The sequence below is a fragment of the Allobosea caraganae genome, from assembly GCF_003351345.1.
Lineage (GTDB): Bacteria > Pseudomonadota > Alphaproteobacteria > Rhizobiales > Beijerinckiaceae > Allobosea > Allobosea caraganae.
Genome location: NZ_QQTO01000012.1, coordinates 177,836 through 202,876, shown reverse-complemented (window position 1 = coordinate 202,876; position 25,041 = coordinate 177,836). Strand labels below are relative to the sequence as shown.

General features: G+C 66.4%; 29 protein-coding genes. 20 read left to right on the top strand and 9 right to left on the bottom strand.

Annotated elements, in window-relative coordinates; all coding sequences use genetic code 11:
- Nucleotides 1–63 precede the first annotated feature (63 nt).
- From DWF00_RS06575 to DWF00_RS06565, 3 genes are all read left to right on the top strand, one after another.
- Nucleotides 64–1,347, top strand: coding sequence for a cystathionine gamma-synthase family protein (locus DWF00_RS06575; protein ID WP_114830632.1), 1,284 nt, complete (start codon nt 64–66; stop codon nt 1,345–1,347).
- An 85-nt stretch (nt 1,348–1,432) separates the two neighbouring features.
- A complete protein-coding gene (locus DWF00_RS06570) occupies nt 1,433–1,675 on the top strand; it encodes a type II toxin-antitoxin system prevent-host-death family antitoxin (protein ID WP_114830631.1) in 243 nt (80 codons plus the stop codon).
- Entirely contained in the window at nt 1,668–2,066 is a 399-nt protein-coding gene (locus tag DWF00_RS06565) for a hypothetical protein (protein ID WP_114830630.1), read from the top strand. The genes DWF00_RS06570 and DWF00_RS06565 overlap by 8 nt, the downstream gene beginning before the upstream one ends.
- A 3-nt stretch (nt 2,067–2,069) precedes the next feature.
- On the opposite strand, the gene DWF00_RS06560 is transcribed toward DWF00_RS06565, so the two are convergent.
- On the bottom strand, nt 2,070–2,807 hold the full coding sequence (locus DWF00_RS06560; RefSeq protein ID WP_114830629.1) for a DUF3750 domain-containing protein: 738 nt from the start codon (nt 2,805–2,807) through the stop codon (nt 2,070–2,072).
- Between the two features lie 143 nt (nt 2,808–2,950).
- Between DWF00_RS06560 and DWF00_RS06555 the strand changes: the two genes are divergently transcribed.
- The 5 genes from DWF00_RS06555 to DWF00_RS06535 all read left to right on the top strand — a co-directional run bounded on the left by DWF00_RS06555 (nt 2,951) and on the right by DWF00_RS06535 (nt 7,311).
- Entirely contained in the window at nt 2,951–4,066 is a 1,116-nt protein-coding gene (locus tag DWF00_RS06555) for a polyamine ABC transporter substrate-binding protein (protein WP_114830628.1), read from the top strand.
- A 23-nt stretch (nt 4,067–4,089) separates the two neighbouring features.
- Nucleotides 4,090–5,250 (top strand): ABC transporter ATP-binding protein, encoded by a 1,161-nt coding sequence (locus tag DWF00_RS06550; protein ID WP_114830719.1) that lies wholly within the window; start codon nt 4,090–4,092, stop codon nt 5,248–5,250.
- Nucleotides 5,247–6,158 carry an ABC transporter permease gene (locus DWF00_RS06545; RefSeq protein WP_114830627.1) on the top strand — a complete coding sequence of 304 codons (912 nt, stop codon included), beginning with the start codon at nt 5,247–5,249 and terminating at the stop codon, nt 6,156–6,158. Before DWF00_RS06550 ends, DWF00_RS06545 begins: the two co-directional genes overlap by 4 nt.
- A complete protein-coding gene (locus DWF00_RS06540; protein WP_114830626.1) occupies nt 6,155–6,943 on the top strand; it encodes an ABC transporter permease in 789 nt (262 codons plus the stop codon). The genes DWF00_RS06545 and DWF00_RS06540 overlap by 4 nt, the downstream gene beginning before the upstream one ends.
- A gap of 98 nt (nt 6,944–7,041) precedes the next feature.
- Nucleotides 7,042–7,311 carry a hypothetical protein gene (locus DWF00_RS06535; RefSeq protein ID WP_114830625.1) on the top strand — a complete coding sequence of 90 codons (270 nt, stop codon included), beginning with the start codon at nt 7,042–7,044 and terminating at the stop codon, nt 7,309–7,311.
- 164 nt (nt 7,312–7,475) lie between these two features.
- Here DWF00_RS06535 and DWF00_RS06530 read toward each other — a convergent pair whose 3' ends face one another.
- From DWF00_RS06530 to DWF00_RS06500, 7 genes are all read right to left on the bottom strand, one after another.
- On the bottom strand, nt 7,476–7,826 hold the full coding sequence (locus DWF00_RS06530; RefSeq protein WP_114830624.1) for a HepT-like ribonuclease domain-containing protein: 351 nt from the start codon (nt 7,824–7,826) through the stop codon (nt 7,476–7,478).
- A complete protein-coding gene (locus DWF00_RS06525) occupies nt 7,826–8,083 on the bottom strand; it encodes a nucleotidyltransferase family protein (protein ID WP_114830718.1) in 258 nt (85 codons plus the stop codon). The genes DWF00_RS06530 and DWF00_RS06525 overlap by 1 nt, the downstream gene beginning before the upstream one ends.
- An 84-nt stretch (nt 8,084–8,167) precedes the next feature.
- On the bottom strand, nt 8,168–10,333 hold the full coding sequence (gene scpA / locus DWF00_RS06520) for a methylmalonyl-CoA mutase (protein WP_114830623.1): 2,166 nt from the start codon (nt 10,331–10,333) through the stop codon (nt 8,168–8,170).
- Nucleotides 10,330–11,163 (bottom strand): bifunctional hydroxymethylpyrimidine kinase/phosphomethylpyrimidine kinase, encoded by an 834-nt coding sequence (thiD, locus tag DWF00_RS06515; RefSeq protein ID WP_210207904.1) that lies wholly within the window; start codon nt 11,161–11,163, stop codon nt 10,330–10,332. Before thiD ends, scpA begins: the two co-directional genes overlap by 4 nt.
- Nucleotides 11,160–11,441, bottom strand: a complete 282-nt coding sequence (locus DWF00_RS06510; protein ID WP_114830622.1) for a helix-turn-helix domain-containing protein — start codon at nt 11,439–11,441, stop codon at nt 11,160–11,162. The genes thiD and DWF00_RS06510 overlap by 4 nt, the downstream gene beginning before the upstream one ends.
- A complete protein-coding gene (locus DWF00_RS06505; RefSeq protein WP_114830621.1) occupies nt 11,438–11,773 on the bottom strand; it encodes a type II toxin-antitoxin system RelE/ParE family toxin in 336 nt (111 codons plus the stop codon). Before DWF00_RS06505 ends, DWF00_RS06510 begins: the two co-directional genes overlap by 4 nt.
- A gap of 12 nt (nt 11,774–11,785) precedes the next feature.
- Entirely contained in the window at nt 11,786–13,780 is a 1,995-nt protein-coding gene (locus DWF00_RS06500) for a methylmalonyl-CoA mutase subunit beta (RefSeq protein ID WP_114830620.1), read from the bottom strand.
- Between the two features lie 212 nt (nt 13,781–13,992).
- On the opposite strand from DWF00_RS06500, the gene DWF00_RS06495 reads away from it, so the two are divergent.
- Nucleotides 13,993–14,523, top strand: coding sequence for a GNAT family N-acetyltransferase (locus tag DWF00_RS06495; protein WP_245973767.1), 531 nt, complete (start codon nt 13,993–13,995; stop codon nt 14,521–14,523).
- Nucleotides 14,524–14,720: 197 nt separating this feature from the next.
- Here DWF00_RS06495 and DWF00_RS06490 read toward each other — a convergent pair whose 3' ends face one another.
- Nucleotides 14,721–15,107 carry a DUF2267 domain-containing protein gene (locus tag DWF00_RS06490; RefSeq protein WP_114830619.1) on the bottom strand — a complete coding sequence of 129 codons (387 nt, stop codon included), beginning with the start codon at nt 15,105–15,107 and terminating at the stop codon, nt 14,721–14,723.
- Nucleotides 15,108–15,261: 154 nt separating this feature from the next.
- Between DWF00_RS06490 and DWF00_RS06485 the strand changes: the two genes are divergently transcribed.
- The 11 genes from DWF00_RS06485 to DWF00_RS06445 all read left to right on the top strand — a co-directional run bounded on the left by DWF00_RS06485 (nt 15,262) and on the right by DWF00_RS06445 (nt 25,030).
- Nucleotides 15,262–16,842 carry a helicase HerA-like domain-containing protein gene (locus DWF00_RS06485; protein WP_114830618.1) on the top strand — a complete coding sequence of 527 codons (1,581 nt, stop codon included), beginning with the start codon at nt 15,262–15,264 and terminating at the stop codon, nt 16,840–16,842.
- Nucleotides 16,843–17,055: 213 nt separating this feature from the next.
- On the top strand, nt 17,056–18,438 hold the full coding sequence (locus DWF00_RS06480) for a M20/M25/M40 family metallo-hydrolase (protein WP_114830617.1): 1,383 nt from the start codon (nt 17,056–17,058) through the stop codon (nt 18,436–18,438).
- Entirely contained in the window at nt 18,435–19,016 is a 582-nt protein-coding gene (locus DWF00_RS06475) for an LOG family protein (RefSeq protein ID WP_114830616.1), read from the top strand. The genes DWF00_RS06480 and DWF00_RS06475 overlap by 4 nt, the downstream gene beginning before the upstream one ends.
- An 86-nt stretch (nt 19,017–19,102) precedes the next feature.
- The gene (locus tag DWF00_RS28990) at nt 19,103–19,750 is read left to right on the top strand and encodes a hypothetical protein (RefSeq protein ID WP_147283735.1); all 648 of its coding nucleotides are present in this window, start codon (nt 19,103–19,105) and stop codon (nt 19,748–19,750) included.
- A 222-nt stretch (nt 19,751–19,972) separates the two neighbouring features.
- Complete coding sequence (locus tag DWF00_RS29780; protein WP_245973766.1) at nt 19,973–20,377, top strand: hypothetical protein; 405 nt, start codon at nt 19,973–19,975, stop codon at nt 20,375–20,377.
- A complete protein-coding gene (locus tag DWF00_RS06470; RefSeq protein ID WP_425453057.1) occupies nt 20,328–21,614 on the top strand; it encodes a DNA-packaging protein in 1,287 nt (428 codons plus the stop codon). Before DWF00_RS29780 ends, DWF00_RS06470 begins: the two co-directional genes overlap by 50 nt.
- A gap of 47 nt (nt 21,615–21,661) precedes the next feature.
- Nucleotides 21,662–22,849 carry a phage portal protein gene (locus DWF00_RS06465; protein ID WP_114830614.1) on the top strand — a complete coding sequence of 396 codons (1,188 nt, stop codon included), beginning with the start codon at nt 21,662–21,664 and terminating at the stop codon, nt 22,847–22,849.
- Nucleotides 22,846–23,046: a hypothetical protein gene (locus DWF00_RS06460; protein ID WP_114830613.1), complete on the top strand. Its 201-nt coding sequence runs from the start codon at nt 22,846–22,848 to the stop codon at nt 23,044–23,046. The genes DWF00_RS06465 and DWF00_RS06460 overlap by 4 nt, the downstream gene beginning before the upstream one ends.
- Nucleotides 23,043–23,228 (top strand): hypothetical protein, encoded by a 186-nt coding sequence (locus DWF00_RS06455; protein WP_114830612.1) that lies wholly within the window; start codon nt 23,043–23,045, stop codon nt 23,226–23,228. Before DWF00_RS06460 ends, DWF00_RS06455 begins: the two co-directional genes overlap by 4 nt.
- Complete coding sequence (locus DWF00_RS06450; RefSeq protein ID WP_114830611.1) at nt 23,225–23,761, top strand: HK97 family phage prohead protease; 537 nt, start codon at nt 23,225–23,227, stop codon at nt 23,759–23,761. Before DWF00_RS06455 ends, DWF00_RS06450 begins: the two co-directional genes overlap by 4 nt.
- A gap of 24 nt (nt 23,762–23,785) precedes the next feature.
- Nucleotides 23,786–25,030 (top strand): phage major capsid protein, encoded by a 1,245-nt coding sequence (locus DWF00_RS06445; RefSeq protein ID WP_114830610.1) that lies wholly within the window; start codon nt 23,786–23,788, stop codon nt 25,028–25,030.
- Nucleotides 25,031–25,041 lie beyond the last annotated feature (11 nt).

The following is a 25,041-nucleotide window of genomic DNA, read 5'->3' as shown; positions in this document are numbered from 1 at the left end:
TCGGCCTAACCTGTCGTCCAGCGCCTTCCAGGCGGGGCAAGAGCAGGCAAAGGGGAGATCGCGATGAGCGAGGACAACTACCACAAGGACCGCATCGCCAATCGCAAGCTGCATCCCGAGACGCTGATGATGGGCTACGGCTACTCGCCGGCCATGTCGGAGGGCTCGCTCAAGCCGCCGGTATTCCTGACCTCGACCTTCGTCTTCGAGAACGCCCAGCAGGGCAAGGACTTCTTCGACCTGACCTCCGGCCGCCGCCAGCTCAAGCCGGGCGAGAAGTCGGGCCTGGTCTATTCGCGCTTCAACCACCCCAACATGGAGATCCTGGAGGATCGCCTCGCGATCTGGGACGAGGCCGAGCGCTGCGCCGTCTTCGCCAGCGGCATGGCCGCGATCGCCACGACCTGCTTCGCCTTCCTGCGCCCCGGCGACACCGTGATCCATAGCCGCCCGCTCTATGGCGGCACCGAGACGCTGCTGAAGAACCAGATGGGCGCCTTTGGCGTCACGCCCTTCGGCTTCACCGACGGCGTCGACATCGCGCAGATGCGCGAGACCGCCAAGGCCGCCGCCGCCAAGGGCCGGGTCGGCATGATCCTGGTCGAGACGCCGGCCAACCCGACCAACGGCCTCGTCGATCTCGTCGCCTGCGCCGCAATCGCCGATGAGCTGGAGAAGTCGCAGGGCCATCGCCCGCCGGTCGTGGTCGACAACACCATGCTCGGCCCGAAATTCCAGAAGCCGCTGAAGCACGGCGCCGATCTCTCGCTGCTCTCGCTGACCAAATATGTCGGCGGCCATAGCGACCTCGTCGGCGGCTCGATCAGCGGCAAGGACGCTCTGGTCAAGCAGGTCAAGGGCTGGCGCAGCTCGCTCGGCACGCAGCTCGACCCGAATTCCTGCTGGATGCTGATGCGCTCGCTCGAGACGCTCGACATCCGCATGAGCCGCGCCAACGAGAACGCGCGCTTGGTGGCGGACTATCTCGCCGGCCACCCCAAGGTCGCCAAGCTGCACTATCTCGGCGACCTCAAGGATGGCGACCCGCGTAAGCCCGTCTTCGACCGGCAGTGCACGGCGCCGGGCTCGACCTTCTCCTTCGACGTCAAGGGCGGCGAGAAGGAGGCTTTCGCGGTGCTCGACAACCTCCAGATCATGAAGCTCGCGGTCAGCCTCGGCGGCACCGAGACGCTGGTCTCGCATCCCGCCGCAATGACCCATTCCGGCGTGGCGCGCGAGCTGCGCGAGGAGATCGGGCTGACGGATGCGCTGATCCGGATTTCGGTGGGGATCGAGAACATCGAGGATCTGATCTCGGATCTGGCGCAGGCCTTCGACGCGGTGTGAGGGCTTTCGTCGCGATTGCCCCTTGCTTGATTGCAAGGCATTACGTATTATACGTATAATACGTAATTTAGCATTGGGGTCGGCCATGAAGCAGTTTCGATTTTCCGATCTGAACCGGCTCTCCGGCGCGGTGATGGATGCCGCCATGATCGAGCCGGTCGCCCTGACCAAGCACGGCAAGGAAAAGTTGGTGATCATCAACGCCGAGCTTTACCGGCGATTGGTTGGAAAGACGCAGGCTTACACGATCGAGAATGCGCCGGACGATATTCATGCCGGCCTGATGAAGGGAATCGACGCGATCCTGGACGCTAAAGACGATGTTTGAGCAGGGAGATATCCTGCGCTTCTACTATCTCTGGTCGCATCAGGTCGAGGACGGCGAGGAGAGTGGCCGAAAAGACAGGCCGGTCTGCCTCGTTGTCCGCACGCCGAGCAATCCGGCTCTGCTTTATCTCTTTCCTCTGACGAGCAAGCAGCCGGGATCCGATCGCCTCTCGTTGCCGATCGGCCAATTCGAATGCAGGCGTACGGGACTGGATTTTCCGACCTGGCTGATCGTGGACGAATACAACGTTGCCGCGTCCGACGAGCTCTTCGACCTAGCGTCGCCGACCGCCATTGGCAGCTTGAGTCGGGCAACCATGACAAAGGTCGCAACCCTCGTGAAATTGGCCTCCGCCGAGCGTCGCCTCAAGGGGGTTCGGCGCGGCCCGTGATCCCTAGATTCCCACCCGCCCCCAGCCCGGCAGCTTCAGCGCCGGCTCGCGGATGTCGAGCCCGGCGACCAGCCCGAGCAGGTTGATCTCGACGCCCTCGACCCAGCCGAGCGTCACGCCGGCCACGCCGAAGAGCGAGGCCTGGATGCCGGTGCGGCTCGGCGTCAGCCCGGCGAAGAGCCCGTCATCGCGCCAGTCCTTGCCGATCGCGGTCGGCGGCAGGGCGCGGTGCAGTTCCGGCACCTCGGCCAGGACGTGCTGGACGAAGCTGTTCGAGTTCGGCCCCGGCCAGGCCGAATAGGTGCCGTAGCTGTTATAGGAATAGCTCTTCACCGCAGCGCGGATGCGCGGGATCAGCGCTTCGGCAGCCGGTCCCTTCACCTGCGCGACCAGCTCCGGCACGTTGCCGAACCAGCGCCCATCCGCCTCGCGATGGTTGACGCGCACCGGGTTGCCCCAGCCGACCACGTCGAAGCGCGTATAGGCCGTGGCATTGGCCTCCTTCACCACCACCCAGGAATGATGCGCGAAGATGCCGCGCCAGCGCCCGACGCGGGCCGCGAAGACGTGGATCGTGGCCTCCGGCTCGATCGTGGCGGCAGGCAGCAAATGCGCGCTCGACCAGTCGGCCCGACGCCAGTCCGGCGCAAGCGGCTGCCAGTACCACCACGCCGCATGGGTCGCGACCGGCAGCAGGAAGAACAGCGAGAACAGCAGCAGGAAACGGCGGGCGTGGCGCATCGCGGCAGGATATCTGGCCGGCTTGTTGCATCGCAAGGTGGCGGCGCCGGCCCGCGCTTCACGAAAAGGTGGTTGAGGCTACCGGGCAAGCTGATAGCGTGCCGCCGCTGCGGCAGACTCAGGGTCTTCGGTGGAGGGGCAGATTGGCTAGGGTTGGACGAGGCTTGAAGGGCCTGGCTGCGGCCGCGGCGCTGGGGTGGGCTTTGATCGTGGGAGCACCGGCTGAGGCGCAGAACAAGGAACTGCGCATCTACAACTGGTCCGACTATGTCGATCCGGAGGTGCTCGACGCCTTCAAGAAGGAGACCGGCATTACCGTCGTCTACGACACGTTCGACCAGATGGAGACTGTCGAGACCAAGCTGCTCGCCGGCAAGACCGGCTACGACCTGATCGTCGTCACCGCCTCCTTCCTGCCGCGCCATATCCCGCTTGGCCTCTACGCGCCGATCGACGCCGCCAAGGTGCCCAACCTCAAGAACGCCTGGCCCGAGATCCAGCAGCGCCTAGCCAAGTACGATCCCGGCAACAAATACGCCGTGAACTACATGTGGGGCACCACCGGGATCGGCTACAACGTCGCCAAGATCAAGGAGCGGCTCGGCCCCGACGCGGTGATCGATTCCTGGAGCATCCTGTTCGATGCCGAGAAGCTGAAGAAGCTCTCGAATTGCGGCGTGCACGTGCTCGACGCGGTCGAGGAGATGTTCCCGGCGGCGCTGCGCTATCTCGGCCTGAACCCTGACTCGAAGAACGAGGCCGACCTCAACAAGGCGGCCGAGCTGCTGCGCAAGATGCGGCCGAACATCCAGAAGTTTCACTCGTCGGAATACATCAACGCGCTCGCCAACGGCGATATCTGCCTCGCGGTCGGCTATTCCGGCGACATACTCCAGGCCAAGAAGCGCGCCGAGGAGGCCAAGAACAAGGTCGAGATCGCCTATTCCATCCCGAAGGAGGGCGCGCTGATGTGGTTCGATTCCTTCGTCATCCCGAAGGACGCGGCTAATCCCGATGCGGCCCTGCAGTTCATCGACTTCGTCAACCGGCCGGCCATGGCGGCGAAGAACTCGGACTTCATCCAGTACGCCAACGGCAACATCGCCTCGAAGCCGCTGCTCTCGGCCGCCGTGCGCGACAATCCCGGCATCTATCCGCCGGATGCGGTGATGAGCCGGCTCTATACGATCACGCCCTATGACCAGAAGACGCAGAGGCTGGTGAACCGGCTGTGGACGCGCGTGAAGACGGGCAAGTGAGCGAGGCGGCGCGGACGGGGGCGGTGCCGGCGCGCAAGGCCTCGCCGGGCAGCGTGCGCCGCGCCTTCCAGCCCTGGAACGATCCGGCGGCCAAGCCGCTAGTCAGCTTCCGCAATGTCGTGAAGCGCTTCGGCAACGTGACAGCGGTCGATGATCTCTCGCTTTCGCTCTACCCGCGCGAGTTCTTCGCACTGCTCGGGCCGTCAGGCTGCGGCAAGACCACGCTTATGCGCATGCTGGCCGGGTTCGAGACGCCGGATGCCGGCGAGATCCTGCTCGACGGCGTCGACATCACCAAGGTCCCGCCGCATCGGCGGCCTATCAACATGATGTTCCAGTCCTACGCGCTGTTCCCGCATCTCAGCGTCGCCGACAACGTCGCCTATGGCCTCAGGCGCGAGGGCTTGCCCAAGCCCGAGATCACCCGGCGGGTCGAGGAAATGCTGGCGCTGGTGAAGCTCGATGGGCTCGGCAAGCGCCGGCCGGACCAGCTCTCCGGCGGTCAGCGCCAGCGCGTCGCACTCGCCCGCTCGCTCGCCAAGCGGCCCAAGCTCCTGCTGCTCGACGAGCCGATGGCGGCGCTCGACCGCAAGCTGCGCGAAGCGACCCAGTTCGAGCTGATGGACCTGCAAAGCGAGCTCGGCCTCACCTTCATGGTCGTCACCCACGACCAGGACGAAGCGATGACCATGGCCGACCGCATGGCGGTGATGTCCCATGGCAAGCTCGTCCAGATCGGCCCGCCCGACGTGATCTATGAGGCGCCGGCGACGCGCTACGTCGCGGAGTTCGTTGGCGACATCAATATCATCGAGGGGCGCGTCGCCTCGGTCGCGGGCGATCTCGTCACGGTCGAGAGCGCCACAGCCGGCACGGTCGAACTCGACGAGGAGGCGCCGTCGCTGAAGCCGGGCGAGGCGATCTTCGTCGGCCTGCGCCCCGAGAAGATCACGCTCTCGCATGACGAGCCGGGGCAGGGCGTCAACAAGGTCGCGGGCGAGATCTGGGACATCGGCTATCTCGGCGATTTCACCATGGTGCAGGTCATGGTCGGCGGCGAGGGCGGGCAATTGCTCAAGGTCGCGCTCGCCAACCGCACCCGGCGGATCGCCCGGCCTTTCGCCTGGGAGGACAAGGTCTGGCTCTCCTGGGATGTCGAGGCCGGGCTGGTGCTGCCGCCATGAGCGGGCGCGGCGCGACGGCAAGGCGCCTCGTCGTCGCCTTGCCCTATCTCTGGCTGATGCTGTTCTTCCTGGCGCCCTTCGCGATCGTGCTGCGCATCGCGCTCTCGGAGGTGGCGAGCGCCGTGCCGCCCTACCAGCCGCATTTCGAGGGCTTTTCGAAGCTCGGCGAGTTCCTGTCGGGGCTCGACCTCGGCAACTTCAAGACGCTGCTCGACGACGTGCTCTCCGGCGACTCGCTCTATGGCGCGAGCTATCTCTACTCGCTGCGCATCGCCGCGCTGACCACGCTCTTCGCGCTCCTGATCGGCTATCCGCTGGCGTACGCCATGGCGGTGGCGCCGAAGCGCTGGCAGGGCGCGCTGCTCGTCTTCGTCGTATTGCCGTTCTGGACCTCGTTCCTGATCCGCGTCTACGCCTGGATGGGCATCCTTGGGCCCGAGGGGCCGCTCGACAAGCTGCTGATGGGGCTCGGTCTCACGGATGAGCCGCTGCGCCTGCTCAACACCGAGGCGGCCGTGCTGATCGGCATGGTCTACTCCTACCTGCCTTTCATGGTGTTGCCGCTCTTCGCCAGCTTGCAGAAATTCGACCGCTCGCTGCTGGAGGCCGCGGCCGATCTCGGCGCGACGCCGCTCACCGCCTTCCTGACCGTGACGCTGCCCTTGTCGCTGCCGGGAATCCTCGCTGGCGCGGCGCTGGTCTTCATTCCCTGCGTCAGCGAGTTCGTCATTCCCGACCTGCTCGGCGGTCCGGATACGCTGATGATCGGCGGCGTGATCTGGAACGAGGTCTTCTCGAACCGTGACTGGCCGCTGGCTTCGGCGATCGCGATCGCGCTGCTCGTCGTGCTGGTGTTGCCGCTGGTGCTGTTGCAGCGGGCGCGTGTGGCGCGGGAGAGGGCGGCATGAAGCGGCTCGGTCCCGGCCTGATCCTGGCGCTCGTCTTTGGCTTCGCCTTCCTCTACCTGCCGATCCTGGTGCTGGTCGCCTATTCCTTCAATGCCTCGCGGCTGGTCGCGGTCTGGGGCGGCTTCTCCACGCATTGGTATGGCGCGTTGATGGGCAACGAGGCGCTGCTCGACGCCGCCTGGACCAGCCTGCGACTGGCGCTGGTCTCGGCGACGGCGGCGACCGCGCTCGGCACGCTCGCCGCCTTGGCGCTGACGCGCTACGGCGCCTTCCGCGGGCGTACCTTGTTTTCCGGCATGGTGCTGGCGCCGCTGGTGATGCCGGAGGTGATCACCGGCCTGTCGCTGCTGCTGCTCTTCATCGCCCTGGATGTCGAACGCGGCTTCTGGACCATCGCCGCCGCGCACGCCACCTTCGGCCTCGGCTTCGCCTGCATCGTCGTGCAATCGCGGCTGATGGGCTTCGACCGCTCGCTGGAGGAGGCGGCGCAGGACCTCGGTGCGACGCCCTTCGTCACCTTCTGGACCGTGACCCTGCCGCTGATCTGGCCTGCCATCGCCGCCGCCTGGATGCTGGCCTTCGCGCTCTCGCTCGACGACCTCGTCGTCGCGACCTTTGCCGGTGGCTCGGGCGCAGCGACCTTGCCGATCCGGCTCTATTCGGCGGTGAAGCGTGGCGTCACGCCGGAGATCAACGCCGCCTGCACCATCATGATCGTCACGGCGGCAGTCGTGGTGATCTCGGCTTCGCTGCTGATGAAGCGGGAGCAATTGAGCGATCGATAAACCAGGGCTGAACGTCGCCCTCAAGTCCCGTTCAGCGCCGTGATGCGAATGTCCTTGCCAGGCCGGGATGCTCCCGGCCCAGCAACAGGACGGGAACCATGTTCCGCATCTCCGCCACCCACCGTCTGGCCAAGCTCGCCATCGGCGCCGCCGCGCTCGGGCTGGCCACGCTCAGCTTCGCCGGCTCGTCCGAGGCCTATGACGGCCGCTACGGCTACGGCTATCAGCGCCCCGCCTACGGCTTCCGCCCACCGCCGCCGCCCGTGTCCCATGGCTATTGGGGCCAGCGCCAGTGGCGCCGCTACAATGACGGCTACGGCTTCCGCGCCCCGCCGCCGGTCATGCGCGAGCGCTACGGCTGGCGCTGAGCCCATCCTGCGCGACGGCGGCTACTCCGCCGCCGTCCGCTGCGCATGGCTTGGCCGGCGTCTTAGATCGCCGTGCGTCCTACCGGACGCAAAGTGGCGATCTAGGCCTTTGTTATTGCATCCGATTTTTTCGAAAGCCGGATTCCACTTTTCGGTCCGAGGCTCTAAGTTTGGGGACCTTCACCCGCCGTCATGTCGTCGATGGCGCATTCGAGCAAATCCAGATCGGCGCCCGCCGCATTGATCAGCACGTCGATGTCGATGCCGTCATAGGCGTGGCGCAAGAAGTTGCCGATACCCGCGATCTGCTTCCACGGAATATGCGGGTAGGCCAATCGCCGCTCCTCGGGGACGTAACGGCTCGCTTCGCTGATGATCTCGAAGAAGCGCTCCAGCGCCGCCCGCAAAACCGGGTCGTTCTTGATTTTCTCATCCGCGGCGCGGCTGCGCAGCAGGCGGATATTGCCGATCGCTTCCTTGATGTGGGTGACGCGATCTCCGAACGTCGCAGTCATCAGAACAGCTCGATGCGCTCGTTCCGCGTGGCCCGCGCCAGCCTCTCGGACAGGCTCCGGCGCATGGTGACCTGCACCGGCAGCCCGAGATGCTCCGACAAATCTTGCTCGACGCCGACGAGATCGATCAATGAAAAGCGCGGATTATCGACATCGATCATCAGGTCGACGTCGCTGTCATCTCGCGCATCGCCGCGCGCGCGCGAGCCGAAGAGCGCCATGTGGCTGACGCCACGCGCCCGCAATTCCGGCCGCATGGTCAGAATGCGTCGCTTGAGTTCATCCTGGCTCAACATGGCAAGGCAACCGACGATCGAAATTCTCGCGGCAAGCCTACCACATCACTCCGCCGCCGTCCGCTGCACATAGCCCAGCCGGGCGTTCAGGTCCTCCAGCAGCTTCTCCGCTGCGTCGGCGATGACCGTGCCCGGCGGGAAGATCGCGCTCGCGCCGGCTTCGATCAGGGCCTCGAAATCCTGCGGCGGGATCACGCCGCCGACAACGATCATGATGTCGGGGCGGCCAGCCTTGGCCAGCGCACCCTTCAGCTCCGGCACCAGTGTCAGATGGCCCGCTGCGAGCGAGGAGACGCCGACGATGTGGACGTCGTTCTCCACCGCCTGCCGCGCCGCCTCGTCCGGTGTCGCGAAGAGTGGCCCGATATCGACGTCGAAGCCGAGATCGGCGAAGGCGGAGGCGATGACCTTCTGGCCGCGGTCATGCCCGTCCTGGCCCATCTTGGCGACGAGGATGCGCGGGCGGCGCCCATCGGCCTCCTCGAACGCTTGCGTCATCATCTGCACGCGTGTGACTGCCGGGTTCATCGTGCCGACCTCCCGCTTGTAGACGCCGGAGATCGCCTTGATCTCGGCCCGGTGGCGTCCGAAGACCTTTTCCATCGCCAGCGAGATCTCGCCGACCGTGGCCTTGGCCCGCGCCGCCTTCACCGCGAGATCGAGCAGGTTGGCGTCGCCGGCCGCACCATTGGTCAGCGCCGTCAGCGCGGCCTGGACATCGGCCTCAACGCGCTCGGCCCTGAGGCGCCGCAGCTTGTCGAGCTGCTGGCTGCGCACCGAGGCATTGTCGACCTTGAGCACGTCGATCGAGGCCTCGTTCGTCGGCTTGAAGATGTTGACGCCGACGATCGCCTGCTGGTTGCCGTCGATGCGGGCCTGGGTCTTGGCGGCGGCCTCCTCGATGCGCAGCTTCGGGATGCCGGCCTCGATCGCCTTGGCCATGCCGCCGAGCGCTTCGACTTCGGTGATATGCGCCCAGGCTTTGGCTGCCAACTCGGCCGTGAGGCGTTCGACATAATAGGAGCCGCCCCAGGGATCGATGATCCGCGTTGTGCCGCTCTCCTGCTGCAGCAGGATCTGGGTGTTGCGGGCGATGCGGGCGGAGAAGTCGGTCGGCAGTGCCAGCGCCTCGTCGAGCGCGTTGGTGTGCAGCGACTGGGTGTGCCCTTGCGTTGCCGCCATCGCCTCGATCATGGTGCGCGGCACGTTGTTGAACACGTCCTGCGCCGTCAGCGACCAGCCGGAGGTCTGGCAATGCGTGCGCAGGGGCAGGGATTTCTCGTTCTGTGCGCCGAAATCCTTGACCAGCTTCGCCCAGATCAGCCGGGCCGCCCTGAGCTTCGCCACCTCCATAAAGAAGTTCATGCCGATGGCCCAGAAGAACGAGAGCCGCGGTGCGAAGACGTCGACGCCCAGGCCCGCGCGCTGGCCGGCGCGGATATACTCGACGCCATCGGCGAGCGTGTAGCCGAGCTCGAGGTCCTGCGTCGCCCCGGCCTCCTGCATGTGGTAGCCGGAGATCGAGATCGAGTTGAATTTCGGCATGTTGGCCGAGGTATAGGCGAAGATGTCGCCGATGATCCGCATCGAGGGCGTGGGCGGATAGATATAGGTGTTGCGGACCATGAACTCCTTGAGGATGTCGTTCTGGATGGTCCCCGAGAGTTTTGCCGCCGGTACGCCCTGTTCTTCCGCCGCGACGATGTAGAGCGCCAGCACCGGCAGCACCGCGCCGTTCATCGTCATCGAGACGCTCATCTGGTCGAGCGGGATGCCGGAGAACAGCGTGCGCATGTCGTAGATCGAGTCGATCGCGACCCCGGCCATGCCGACATCGCCGCCGACGCGCGGATGATCGCTGTCATAGCCGCGATGGGTGGCGAGGTCGAAGGCGACGGAGAGGCCCTTCTGTCCCGCGGCGAGGTTGCGCCGGTAGAAGGCGTTCGAATCCTCGGCCGTGGAGAAGCCGGCGTACTGCCGGATCGTCCAGGGCTGGTTGACGTACATGGTCGGGTAGGGACCGCGCAGATAAGGCGCGATGCCGGGCAGGCTATCGACGAAGGGCAGGCCGTCGCGGTCCGCGGCCGTGTAGAGCGGCTTCACCGGGATGCCTTCCGGCGTCAACCACGGCTCGCCTGCTGCTGACGGTGCGGCGCTCGCAGAGCTGCCAGCATCGAAGGCCAGCGTCGTGAAATCCGGGATCGCGGTCATGGCTTGCTCCCGTCGCTCCTGTCCCACCAATGGTGGAAATGATGCACCGGTCCGTGGCCGTGGCCAACCGGAACCTGATCGGCGGCGGCAATCGCAGCCGTGATGTAGGTCTTCGCATGCCCGACCGCCTCGGGCAGATCGAGGCCCTTGGCGAGGCCGGCCGCGATGGCCGAGGACAAGGTGCAGCCGGTGCCATGGGTGTTGCGCGTCTGGTAGCGCGGCGCGCTGAAGCGCTGGCGCGCGCCGCCCGCGAGCAGCAGAAGGTCGGTGCTGGTGTCGCCGGTGCCGTGGCCGCCCTTGATCAGGACGTTCGCCGCGCCGAGTGCCATGAGCTTCTCCGCCTGCTCGTCTATGGCATCGTCGGTCTCGGCCATGCTGGTGCCGAGGAGGGCGGCGGCCTCCGGCAGGTTCGGCGTGATCAGGGTCGCCAGCGGGAAGAGCTCGGTCCTGATCGCCTCGACCGCATTCTCCTCCAGCAGCCGCGAGCCCGAGGCCGCGACCATCACCGGGTCGAGCACGATGTTGCGGGCCTTGTGGCGCTTCAGCCCGGCGGCCACCGTCCTGATGACGTCGACCGTGGCGAGCATGCCGATCTTCACCGCGGCGACGTCGAGATCGGAGAAGACCGCATCGATCTGCTGTGTGACGAAATCGGCCGGCGCGGCGTGGATGGCGGTCACGCCCATCGTGTTCTGCGCCGTCAGCGCGACGATGACGCTGGCGCCATAGACCTGATGCGCCGCAAAGGTCTTGAGATCGGCCTGGATGCCGGCGCCGCCGCTCGAATCCGAGCCGGCGATGGTGAGGGCGATGGGGTGCGTGCTCGTCACTCGGCGGCTTCCAGCGTGATGCGCAGCTTCGTGCCCGTCGCCTTGGCATAGCGCTCAAGGGTGCGCGTTGAGGGCTTGCCCCGGCCGCTTTCGAGCCGGGCGATCACGGATTGCGTCGTTCCCATGCGGTCTGCCAGTTCTTCCTGCGTGAGGCCGGCCCGTGTGCGGGCGCGGATCAGGGAGGTGAGCAGGGCGAATTCCTCTTCAAGCGCGTCGTATTCGCGCTTGAACTCGGGGTCCTGCATCTGCTCAGCGAGCCATTCGCGAATATCCCTCATGTCACGTCCTTCGCGCGTTCGCGGGCCAGATCGAGTTCGCGTTTTGGCGTCTTCTCGGTTTTCTTGATAAAGGCCCGCACGATGACGACGCGCCGCCCGCTGGCGGCGATGTAGATCGCTCGTGCAATGCCATCGCGTCCGGTTAGCCTGAATTCCCAGAGTTTGTCGCCGAGAGGCTTGACCCAACCGAACGGTAAGGCATGGAGGCCATCCTCCCGGATCACCTGAGTGAAGCGGGCAAACCGCGCCCGAATATCTGGAGGCAGTGCCGCAAGCTCCTGCTCGACGATGTGGTTCAGCGCTTGAACCACCCATTGCTTTTCGATGCTCATAGCAAATTTGCGCTATTCGTGCAATTCGCGTGCGACAAATGCGGCCTGCAGTGCGGCGACCGCGTCGCCTCCCGCCTGGATGAACGAGGTCACCCCGGCATTGTTCAGCGCGGCTTCGAGATCGCCGGGCTTGCCGGCGAGCCAGATCGTCGCGCCTGCCGCGGCAAGCGCTTGTGCGGCTGCGACGCCCTCCGCGGCATAGCCGGCATCCGAGCCGCACAAGCAGGCGAGCTTTGCCCCGGACGCCTTGTAGGCCCCGACGAGCGCGGCGATGTCGGTTGCGCCATCCTTGGCAAAGCCGTCATGGCTCGGTGCGGCCAATCCGCCAGCCTCGAGCAGGTTGCGGGCAAAGCCGGCGCGGGCGGTGAAATCGGCGATCGGGCCGAGCGTTGCCAGGAAGACCTGCGGGCGTTGGCCATGTTTGACCGTGGCTGCATCGGCCTTACCGCGCAGGGCTTCGAACGGCTCGGCGAGCCGGACGGAGGGGAGCGCCTCGGTCTTGATGCCGGGCTCCGGCATGACCAAGGCCTCGGCGCGCGTCCCGCCTTGTGCGAGCCGGCCGATGAGATCGGCCTGCTTCTGCTCGCTGGCCTTGGCGCTTCCCCTCAGCTTCGCGCGCTGCACCGACGCGACGTCGAGAACGCTGACCGGCGCTTCTGTCAGATTGGGGAACTCGCTCGTGCCGGTGATCGGCTCGCGACGGGTGGCGATGGCTTTGGCGCGCGCCTCGCGCTGGCGGGCGAGGCCGGCCGGGACATGGCCGTTGACCAGCGCGGCGACGATGCCGGTCAGGCCGTCGGCGGTCTCGCGCTCCAGGTCCTGCAGCTTGCTCCAGCCCTGCTCGCAAAGCGCTTTGGTCAAGGCCTCGAAGCCGCCTGCGCCGGCGGCAGGGTCGGCGACGCGCCAGAGACTGGCCTCTTCCAGCAGCACGAGCTGGGTGTTGCGGGCGCTGCGGCGGGCGAAGGCGTCGGGCAGGCCGAGCGCCGCGGTGAAGGGCAGGACGGTCAGCGAATCCGCCCCGCCGATCCCGGCCGAGAAGGTCGCGATCGTCGCGCGCAGCAGGTTGACCCAGGGATCGCGTCTGGTCAGCGAGCGCCAGGCCGTCTCGGCATGCAGCGCCATCGGCTTGGGTTCGAGCCCGCAGGCCTCCTGCACGCGCTGCCAGAGCAGGCGCGCAGCGCGGAATTTTGCGATGGTCAGGAACTCGTCGGTATCCGCGACGAGCGTGAAGGAGATGGCGTCGCGCGCCTCGGCGAGCGCCATGCCGTTGGCTTCGAGTGCGCGCAGATAGGCGATGGCCGTCGCCATGGCGGCGCCGAGCTCCTGCGCCTCGCTGGCCCCGGCCTCGTGATAGGGGCGGCTGTCGACCGTGATGAAGGGGCCGATGAAGCCGCGCGTCTTCAGCGCCGCAATGGTTTCCGCGAGGCGGCGGCCGACCTCGGCCCACGAGGCAGAGAGATCGCCGGTGCTGGCGAGAGTGCCGATCGGGTCGAGCCCGAAATCGATCGTGGTGGTCGCGGGCGCAAGGCCGCGCTTTTCGATCAGGGCGGCGAGCAGCAGCGCGTTGATGCGGCCCTCTGGCGTGGGGTCGAGCCGCACCCGGATCAGGTCGAGCATCACGCCGTCGAGCGCGGCGTCGAGTGCCGCGACATCATCCGCGACGAGGCCGTAGCCGCGAGCGGCGCGCGCGCCGGCAAAGCTCAGCGCCAGCGAATCCGCGCCGCCTTCGAGATCGGCCAGCGCCAGCGTCTGCGCCTCGGCGGGATCGGGATGATCGAGCCTGGCGGTGACGTGCCAGCGCCCCGTTTCGGCCCGGCTCGGCCGCTGTGCCGGTGTCGCGGCGGGGTAGAGCGGCTCGATGCGGATGCCGTCGGCGGTCCTGCCGACGAGGCGCTTCTCGAAATCCGCGCCCTTCAGCACCTTCTCGACGGCGGCGCGCCAATGGCCCAAGTCCGGCTGCGGAAAGGCGTCGAGATAGGGAAGATCGGATGCCGAGGCGGAACCCATGCGCGCTGACGCTCCTCTTTCGGCCATTGTGCAGTCGCGAGACGCTGATTGCCATGCGCGCGAACGCACCGCCATCCCTAGTTCGTCTTAAGGGGCGTGCGCAAACGCGAGGCCGCACCAGAAAGACAAGCCGGAGACCTGTCGGGCAGGCAGCTCTCGACCTCTTGCGGACGAAGCGCCGTGACGGCGATACTCGTCCTCGGGGAGAGCCAATGATGTTGCCGGCCTTCGAGACCGAGCGTCTGTCGATCCGACCACGGACCATGTCGGATTTCGACGCCTGCTTGGCTATGGACCGCGATCCCGAAGTCATAAAGCATATCGCGGTACCATGGGGCGATTCAGCCAGTCATGAACGCTTTCTCAGGGATCGGATACAGGTGAATTTCGGAGATGGGCTTGGTTACTGGTCCATCTTCAACAAAACTGATTCGAAGCAATTTCTTGGATGGGTATTATTGATTCCCTACGATGGCATCGGGCCAAAAGTCGAGATCGGTTGGCGTTTGAACAGGCTGGCTTGGGGGAAGGGGTATGCAACAGAGGCGGCGTTGCCTTTTGTCAGGCACTCCTTTGATAAAATTGGACTGCCTGAAATCGTTGCCGATATCAATCCGGGCAATCTCGCATCTGTCCGGGTTGCAGAGAAAATCGGCATGAGATTTGTCGGTGACATCAGGCACGACGGCGCGTTGCTGAAATCGTATTGTTTCACGAGGGCTGATTACAAAGAGCGCGGATAAGGGATAATCTGAGCGCGACGATCCCCACCGTCATTGCGAGCGCAGCGAAGCAACCCAGGAGGTCTCGCTCCGCCCAGTCCCCCTGGGTTGCTTCGCTGCGCTCGCAATGACGGCGAGAGCTGCGGAAACTGCTCTGCCTAATAGAAAAGCCGCCCATTTCGGGCGGCTTTGATTTGGCGAGCCAGGGCACTGCCCGCTCAAACAAACTGCCCCAGTCCCGGAATCGCGCCGACGATGGCGCCCATCGCGTCCTCGCCCGCCTTCTCGCGGCCGACTGCGAACATCTCCTTCGAGACCGACTGGATCTGGCCCATCGACAGGCCGGCGCTCATCAGCTGGCCGCCGAGCGCCATCACGCCGCCGCCACCGCCCATGAGCCCGCCGACCATGCCCATCAGGCCGCCGCTGCCGCCATTGGCCGAGTCGGCGAGTTCCTGCGCGCCGGGCAGCGCCGCCATCAGCTGGCCGATCTCGGCTTGCGGGCCTTCTTTTTGCAGGAAGGCGAGGATGATGCCGATCGCCTTGCGGGCAAGGCCGTCATCGAGCCCCGAGGCCGCCATGATGCGGGAGATCAGTTCATCCATCGGTTTCGTCCTTCTTGATGGCGCGCCGGGCGCGGATGCGGGCGATAGTTTACATGTTTACGATCTAAATCAAGCCGGGTCCGGGCTTCCGCCAGCTGGCCGGTTTCGCTACACCCTTGCCCCTGGCAAATCGATGACAGCATAGGCGGTTCTCATGGCGCAGACGGTTTCCTTGGCGGATGACGGCACGATCCTGATCGGCAAGAGCTGGAAGGAAGAGAACCTCCTGCTCAAGCTCGCCAACCGCCACGGCCTGATCACCGGCGCGACCGGCACCGGCAAGACCGTGACCCTGCAGGTGCTGGCCGAGGGTTTTGCCCGCAACGGCGTCCCGGTCTTCGCCGCCGACATCAAGGGCGATCTCTCCGGCATCGCGGCGCCCGGCGATTCCAAGCCGCCCTTCGTCGCCCGCGCCAAGGAGCTCGGCATCAAGTACGAGCCGGACCAGTTCACCACCGTGTTCTGGGACGTCTTCGGCGAGCAGGGCCACCCGGTGCGCGCCACCATCTCCGAAATGGGACCGCTGCTGCTCTCGCGCCTGCTCGACCTCAACGACACGCAGGAGGGCGTGCTCAACATCGCCTTCCGCATCGCCGACGAGCAGAAGCTGCTGCTGCTAGACCTGAAGGATCTGCGCGCCATCCTCGCCTTCATCGCCGAGAACGCGCAGGAGCTGACCACCAAATACGGCAACGTCACCGCCCAGTCGGTCGGCACCATCCAGCGCGCGTTGCTCGTGCTGGAGAACCAGAAGGGCGACCTGTTCTTCGGCGAGCCGGCGCTCGAGATCAGCGACCTGATGCGCACCGACCGCGACGGGCGCGGCATCGTCAACATCATGGCTGCCGACAAGCTGATGTCGAACCCGCGGCTCTACGCCACCTTCCTGCTCTGGCTGCTCTCGGAGCTGTTCGAGCAGCTGCCCGAGGTCGGCGATCTCGACAAGCCGAAGCTGGTCTTCTTCTTCGACGAGGCGCATCTGCTCTTCAACGGCGCGCCCAAGGTGCTGCTGACCGCGGTCGAGCAGGTCGTGCGGCTGATCCGCTCCAAGGGCGTCGGCGTCTATTTCGTCACGCAGAACCCGCTCGACATTCCCGATACCGTGCTGGCCCAGCTCGGCAACCGCGTCCAGCACGCGCTGCGCGCCTTCACCCCGCGCGACCAGAAGGCCGTGCGCGCCGCCGCCGAGACTTTTCGCCAGAACCCCAAGTTCAGCACCGAGGAGGCGATCACCCAGCTCGCCGTCGGCGAGGCGCTGACCTCGACGCTGGAAGGCAAGGGCACGCCGACCATCGTCGAGCGCACCCAAATCGCCCCGCCCATGGCACAGGTCGGCCCGGTCTCGCCGCAGGAGCGGGCGCAGTGCCTGACCAATTCCGGCTTCAAGGGCAAATACGACACGATGATCGATCGTGACTCGGCCTATGAGGAGCTGATGAAGCGCAAGGGCCTGAACGGCGACGGCTCGCCGGTCGAGGCCTCCACGGAGGGCGGCGATAGCGGCGGCGGCCTGATGGGCACGATCGGCGGCTGGCTCGAGGATGCGATCGGCGGCGGCAGTGGCGGTGCGCGGCCGAAGACGGGGCCGGGCAGCCGCGGCGGGCCCTTGCCGCAAAGCATGACCGAGAAGATCATCACCTCCGCCGCCCGCTCGGCCGCGACCTCGATCGGCCGGCAGGTGGGGACGGCGATCCTGCGCGGGGTGTTGGGCTCGATGATGGGCGGGAAGCGCTGACCCGCGCGTCATGCTCGGGCTTGACCTGAGCCTCTCTGGAGGCGGAGCTTTGTCCGGCAGGAGATTCTCGGGTCTGTGCTGCGCTCCGCCCGAGAATGACGGCCTGTCGCACAACCCCCATGCGTTGCGGCAGGCTGACGCCGCCCGTTGCCCTTGTCATGATGACGCCACCTGAATCAGCTTTTCCCCGAACGCCTATCGAGAGCCAGTGCCATGTCCAAGCTTCCCGCGATCCTCTCCCGGCTCGACGCCGATCTCGATGCGTCGCTGGCGCGCCTGTCGACCTGGATCGAAATCCCCTCGATCGGGACCGACCCGGCCTATAACGCCGACACCCGCCGCGCGGCGGAATGGCTGCGGGCCGATCTCGAATCGCTCGGCTTCGAAGCCTCGCTGCGCGAGACCGGCGGCCAGCCGGTCGTGCTGGCGCATCGCCGCAAGCCCGGCGCGCCGCATGTGCTGTTCTACGGCCATTACGACGTCCAGCCGGTCGATCCGCTGAACCTCTGGGTGGACGATCCGTTCAAGCCGGTGGTCAAGGAGATCGCGCCCGGCCGCAAGGTCATCACCGGCCGCGGCGCCTGCGACGACAAGGGCCAGGTCATGACGTTCGTCGAGGCCCTGCGCGCGACGCTGGCCGAGACCGGCGACCTGCCGGTCAGCCTCACCATCATCGTCGAGGGCGAGGAGGAGTCGGGCTCGGCCAACCTGCCCGGTTTCGTCAAGGCCAACGCCGAGGAGCTGAAGGCCGATCTCGCGCTGATCTGCGACACCGGCATGTGGGACCGCGAGACCCCGGCGATCACCGCCTCGCTGCGCGGCATGGTCTATCAGGAAGTCACGATCACCTGCGCCGACCGCGACCTGCATTCCGGCCTGTTCGGCGGCGCGGCGGCGAACCCGATCCATGTGCTCGCCGGCATCATCGCGCAGTTCAAGGACGAGACCGGCCGGATCACGATCCCCGGCTTCTATGACGGCGTCGAGGAGCCGACCAATTCGCAAAAGGCCGATTGGGCCGATCTCGGGCTGACCGAGGCCGAGTTCCTCGGCCAGATCGGCCTCAAGCACTCGATCGGCGAGAAGGGCCGCATGCTGCTGGAGCAGATCCAGTCGCGCCCGACCTGCGACGTCAACGGCATCTGGGGCGGCTATACCGGCGAGGGCACCAAGACGGTGATCGCCTCAAAAGCCTCGGCCAAGGTCTCCTTCCGCCTCGTCGGCAAGCAGGACCCGCACAAGATCGCCGCCGCCTTCCAGCAATTCGTGCGCGAGCGCCTGCCGGACGACATCAGCGCCGAATTCATCGCCCATGGCGCCTCGCCGGCCATCGCGGTACCCGTCGATTCGCCGGCCCTGCTCAAGGCGCAGGCCGCGCTGACCGAGGAATGGGGCCGCAAGGCCATCACGATCGGCTCCGGCGGCTCGATCCCCGTGGCGGCCGATTTCAAGAGCCTCCTCGGCATGGACACGCTGCTCGTCGGCTTCGGCCTCGACGACGACCGCGTGCATTCGCCGAATGAGAAGTATGATCTCTCCTCCTTCCACAAGGGCCAGCGTTCCTGGGCCCGCATCCTGCAGGTTCTCGGCGCATGAAATCGGTCTGTGTCTTCTGCGGTTCGAATCCCGGCAATGATCCGGTCTACGCGGCCGGCGCCACCGCAATGGGCGTCGAGATCGCGAAGCGCGGACTGACGCTGGTCTATGGCGGCGGCGCCGTCGGCCTGATGGGCATCGTCGCCAATGCGGCGCTGGCGGCGGGCGGCAGGGTGCATGGCATCATCCCGCGCGCGCTCCGCGAGAAGGAGATCGGCCATAACGGGCTGAGCGAACTCGAAGTGGTTGATACCATGCACACCCGCAAGGCGCGGATGGCCGAGCTCTCGGACGGCTTCATCGCCATGCCCGGCGGCATCGGCACCTTCGAGGAGTTGTTCGAGGTCTGGACCTGGGGCCAGCTCGGCATCCACACCAAGCCGCTGGCCTTCCTCAACATCGCCGGCTTCTACGACCCGCTCGCGAGCTTCCTCGACAACACGGTCGAGGCCGGGTTCCTCAAGCAGAACCACCGCGCCATGGCGATCACCGATACCGAGCCGGCGACCCTGCTCGACCGGATGGAGCAGTATGTGCCGTCTGCCGCCTTCAAATGGGTGGAGAAGGAGGAGGTTTGAGTTTCTCAGGCTTGCCTGCAATTGGTAGTCTTGTCTGAGTTTTTCTCATGTCGGTGTGCTTCTAGTCGAACTCAGGCGCTGAGCGCATGTCAGAAACCCACAATGTCAAGTCAGTGGACGAAGATGCATTTTGTGATTGTGTCTCGGCAAACCGGCTGAATCTACAGCGCTTTCTTGATGAGTTTGTCGAAACGGTCCAGCTTTTTGAGCTTCTAGAGCGGGGCGGAGGGCCGCCAAGTGTTGGAGTGTTCGGTGGTGTATTTATTAAATTTCGGATTATCGCTGCGAAGCAAGGTGCGTTAAGCCTCTTCCACTTCAAAAATAGTCTAGAGGCGCTGCGCGAGTACATATATCGCTGTCCGCGCACGCGTTACGTGGACGGAAAAAAATTGCGCGAAGCGAAATCTCTCTTCGATCGATACTTTCCCAATGCTGACAACACCCGGAATGCTGTGGCCCATGCGGGCGAAATATACAAATCGCCCGCTGCGATCAGACAACACGAACAAAAACAAGACTATAGAGGCATTGGTGTTTTCTCAGCAGCCGGCGGCTTGTCGATACAATCGCTATACGAACGTACGTATGCGATTGGTTGGATAGGGCAGGTTTTCGAAGTCCACATGGACACCAGTTCCATCCAGAAACTGGCCGAGGTATTGAACATCGTTGAAGAGGCTTTTATCAAAGCCGAGGCTGGGACTTCCGGTGCTCCGCCACCATCCGGAAGCTGAATCTGCTTGAACCACGCTTATACCGCAGCCTGTTGGCTCTATCAGAACGACCGTGGGTCGCTTTCACAACACGAGAGAACGTCAGATTAAAATAGGAAATTAATCCTTGACTTCGTGGCGCTGATCGGGTAGACATCAGGAACGCTCACGAAATGTGACCTGAACCGAAGCCGCCGCGCTCTCCAGCCGGCGGCTTTCGCGTTTCCGATGCGAGGATTTTCCATGTCCGAAGACGATGACGACGCGCCGGCTGTGCCGGCCGCGAGGGGCGGGCGCATGCCTGCGAGCCGGAAGGCCGTGGTCGACAAGCTCTGGCGCGCTGCCAAGCGTCAACTCGCGGCGCATGAGGCGCATCTCGCCGAGCTGCCCAAGGGTGCGGCGGCGAGCGAGAGCGACGCCAAGGCGCTGGCGACGCTCGCCCGCACCGTCCGCGAATTGCTGGCGCTGGAAGCGGCGACCGCAAGCCAGGGAGTGAAAGCCGCCGATGACGCCGATCCTGCCGCCGGATTGCGACGCGCTGCCGAGCTTCGTGCCGAGCTGGCACGACGCATGGAGCGCCTTATCGCCGAGGACGCAGGTGCGGCTGCTGAAGCGGCTGCTGCCCGAGCTTCCGGCGGAGTTGCTTGAGACGCTCCGGCAGGAGTGGACGGTCTGGGCACGGCCGGACCAGAAGGCGCGCCGGTCTCCGCCCTGGTTCATCTGGCTGGTGCTGGGCGGGCGCGGGGCCGGCAAGACCCGAACGGGCGCGGAATGGGTGAGGGGAATGGCCTTGGGCTTGCCGCCTTTCGCCAACGCCCCCACCGGCCGCATCGCCCTCGTGGGCGAAACGCAAGGGCAGGTCCGCGATGTGATGATCGAGGGCATCTCCGGGCTGCTTGCGATCCATCTTCGCTCCGAACGGCCGAGCTGGTCGCCCTCGCGGCGCCGGCTCGAATGGGGCAACGGCTCGATTGCGCAGGCCTTCTCGGCCGAGGACCCGGAAGGGCTGCGCGGCCCGCAGTTCGGCGCCGCCTGGTCCGACGAGCTGGCGAAATGGCCAAACCTTCAGGAGTGCTGGGACATGCTGCAATTCGGACTGCGCCTCGGCGACAGGCCGCGCCAGGTCGTGACCACGACGCCGCGCCCGCTGCCGCTGATCAAGCGCCTGCTGGACGATCCACGCGTCGCGGTCAGCCGCGCGGCGACGGCGGCGAACCGCTTCAACCTCGCGCCGGACTTCATCCGCAGCGTCACGGAGGCCTATGGCGGCACGCGGCTCGGCCGGCAGGAACTCGATGGCGAGATCGTCGAGGAAAGTGCCGATGCGCTCTGGACGCGGGCAATGATCGAGAGCTGCCGCGAGCCGGCCGCATCAGGGCTGGCGCGGATCGTCGTGGCGGTCGATCCGCCGGCCTCGTCCTCGCAACGGGCGGATTCCTGCGGGCTGGTGGTGGCCGGCATCGATCAAGACGGCATCGGCCATGTGCTGGAGGATGGCACGATCTCCGGCGCGCGTCCGCATGAATGGGCGGCGAAGGCAGTTGCGCTCTACCGGCGCCATGAGGCCGATGCGCTCGTGGTTGAGGTCAACCAGGGCGGCGAGATGGCGACGAGCGTCATCCGCGAGGTCGATGCCTCCGTGCCGGTCACCGCCGTCCGGGCGACGCGCGGCAAGTACCTGCGGGCCGAGCCGGTGGCGGCGCTCTATGCGCAGGGCCGCGTGCGCCATGCCGGCCGCTTCCCGGCGCTCGAGGACGAGATGTGCGACTTTGGCCCGGGCGGGCTGAGCTCTGGCCGCTCGCCGGATAGGCTCGACGCGCTGGTCTGGGCGCTGACGCATCTGATGCTCCAGCCGAAGGGACGGCCGCGGGTGAGGGGGATGTAGCCCCGCCGTCCGCACAACAGCTTCCAACGCCCAACAGCGAGACCTTGATGTTCAACTTCCTACGCAACCTGCGCGGCATCGCCGCGCCGGATCAGAAGCGCTCGCGCGTCGGGCCGCTGATCGCGCTGCACGAGGCCGGGCGACCGGTCTGGACGCCGCGCGACTACGCGGCGCTGGCGCGCGAAGGTTATGAGCGCAATCCGATCGTGCATCGCTGCGTCAGGCTGGTCGCCGAGGCGGCGGCGCAGACGCCGCTCGTCGCCAAGGTCGGCGGCCGCGAGATGCCGGAGCATCCGGCACTGGCGCTGATCGACCGGCCCAATCCGCGCCAGGGCGGCATCGCCTTCCGCGAGATGCTCTATGGCCACCTGCTCGTCGCCGGCAACGCCTATGTCGAGGCCGCCAGCATCGGGCACGAGCCGCGCGAGCTTTATGCTCTCAGGCCCGACCGGATGCGGCTGGTGCCGGGCCGCGACGGCTGGCCGGAGGCCTATGACTACACCGTCGGCGCCGAGACCATCCGCTTCCGGCAGGACGAGGAGGGGCTGCCGCCGATCCTGCACCTGACGCTGTTCCACCCGGTCGATGATCACTATGGGCTCTCGCCGATCGAGGCGGCGGCCTGCCCGCTCGACATCCACAACGCCGCCAGCAACTGGCACAAGGCGCTGCTCGACAATGCGGCGAGACCCTCCGGTGCGCTGGTCTATGACGGGCCCGACGGCGCGAGCCTGACCGAGGCCCAGTTCGAGCGGCTTAAGCAGGAGCTGGAGGACAGTTTTCAGGGCGCCCGCAATGCCGGAAGGCCGCTGCTGCTCGAAGGCGGGCTCGACTGGAAGCCGCTCTCGCTGACCCCAGCCGAGCTCGATTTCGTCGCGGCCAAGAGCATGGCGGCGCGCGAGATCGCGCTCGCCTTCGGCGTGCCGCCGCTGCTGCTCGGCCTGCCTGGTGACAACACCTTCGCCAACTATGCCGAGGCCAACCGCGCCTTCTGGCGCCAGACGGCGATCCCGCTGGTGCGCCGCACCGCGCAGTCGCTGGCGCAATGGCTCGGCCCGGCCTTCGGCGACGAGCTGACGCTCGAACCTGATCTCGATGCCATCGAGGCGCTGGCCGAGGAGCGGGAATCGCTCTGGCGGCGCCTCAGCGCCGCGTCCTTCCTCAGCGAGGACGAGAAGCGCGAGGCGGTCGGCTACGGCCGCCTCTTCGCGTCAACCACGGAGGTGGAATCATGAACCCTGTCGAACAGGTCGTCACGGCGATGGTCGGACGCGGCGATGTCGGCCATCTCGGCCTGCTGCTCTGGGCCGCCTGCGCCTCTGCCTTCGCCTATTTCATGCTGCGCGAGCTGACCGCCGCCAACCGGCGCTTCGACGATTTCGTGCGCGAGCTCAACCGCTTCAACACCCGCCACGAGGGAGAGGATGCATGACGACACCGGGGGGACGGAAGCCGGCGGCGAGCGCTGCCGGCTCTGCCGGAGCAAAGACGCCGAAGCCGGGGCGCGTTGGCCTGGCCACGACCGAGACCTTCGGCCGCTTCATCCGCAATCTGGCGAAGCTGGAAGGCAACGCGGCGGGCAAGGGCCGCAAGGGCAAGGGAGGCGGCCGATGACAAGCGGCTTCATTCCTGGCCGAGGAGCAGCATCGCCCTTCGCGCGCGAGACCAAGCTGCTGGCACTGCCGCCGGCGCGCATTCATCCCGGCGGGCTGTTCGAGGGCTATGCCAGCCTGTTCAGCGTCGCCGATCTCGGCAAGGACGTGGTCGAGCCCGGCGCCTTCCGCGAGAGCCTGACCCGGCGTGGGCCGGCTGGCATCAAGCTGCTCTGGCAGCATGATCCGGCCGAGCCGATCGGCCGCTGGGTCTCGCTGCACGAGGATTCGCGCGGGCTCTTTGTGCGCGGCCAGCTCTCGCTCGCCGTCGGCCGGGCGCGCGAGATCCACGCGCTGATGCGTGAGGGCGCGGTCGACGGGCTCTCGATCGGCTTCAAGGCCGAGCGCGCCCGCACCGAGCCGCGCACCGGCCTGCGCCGGCTCCAGCGCGTCGATCTCTGGGAGATCTCGCTCGTCACCTTCCCGATGCTGCCGCAGGCCCGCGTCTCCGCCGTCAAGGCGCTGCAGCGCGCGCCTTCGGCCCTCCATGCCTGAACCCGCTTCACCCGAGGAGAAACCATGACCGAACAGACTCACGCCCCCGAGACCAAGGCCGCCGGCGGCGACCTGGCCGTCGCGCTCGACGACGTCCGCTACGCCTTCGAGAGCTACCGCGCCACCAACGACCAGCGCCTCGCCGAGATGGAGACCCGCGGCGGCGGCGATCCTCTGACCGAGGAGAAGCTCATCCGCATCGACGCGGCGCTCGACGAATCCCGCCGCCGGCTCGACCGGATGACGCTCGACCGCAGCCGCCCCGCGCTCGGCTTCGATGGCCCGCGCGACCCGATGCTGCACGAGCACAAGGCCGCCTTCGCCTCCTATATCCGCAGCGGCGAGGCCGGCGGGCTGAAGCGGCTCGAAGGCAAGGCGCTCTCCGTCGGCTCCGGCCCGGATGGCGGCTATCTCGCGCCGCCGACCGTCGAGGGCGAGATCCTGCGCCGTCTGGCCAATATCTCGCCGATCCGCGCGCTCGCCACGGTGCGCATGATCTCGTCCGGCACCTACAAGAAGGCCTTCTCCAAGACCGGCCCGGCCTCCGGCTGGGTCGCCGAGACGGCGGCGCGCCCGCAGACCAATACGCCGGTGCTGGCTGAGCTGAGCTTCCCGGCGATGGAACTCTACGCCATGCCGGCGGCGACGCAGACCCTGCTCGACGACGCCATCGTCAATATCGACCAGTGGATCGCCGAGGAGGTCGAGAGCGCCTTTGCCGAGCAGGAAGGCGCCGCCTTCGTCAGGGGCGACGGCGTCGACAAGCCGAAGGGCTTCCTGGCCTACCCGACCGTGGCCGAGGCGAGCTGGAGCTGGGGCAATATCGGCGTGCTGAGCACTGGCGTCGATGGTGCCTTCGCGGCGGCGAACCCGTCCGACATCCTGATCGACCTCGTCTACGCGCTCAAAGCCGGCTATCGCCAGAACGCCAGCTTCGTGATGAACCGCAAGACGCAAGCCGTCATCCGCAAGTTCAAGGACGATAACGGCTACTACCTCTGGCAGCCCCCGGCCTCGGCTGGCGCGCCGGCGACCTTGCTCGGTTTCCCCGTCGTCGAGGCCGAGGACATGCCTGATATCGCCGAGGATTCGGTCTCGCTGGCGTTTGGCGATTTCCGCCGCGGCTATCTCGTCGTCGACCGGGCGGGCGTGCGCATCCTGCGCGATCCCTATTCCGCCAAGCCGCACGTGCTGTTCTACACCACCAAGCGCGTCGGCGGCGGCGTGCAGGATTTTGCCGCGATCAAGGGGTTGAAGTTCTCGGCTTGATCCGGGACAGT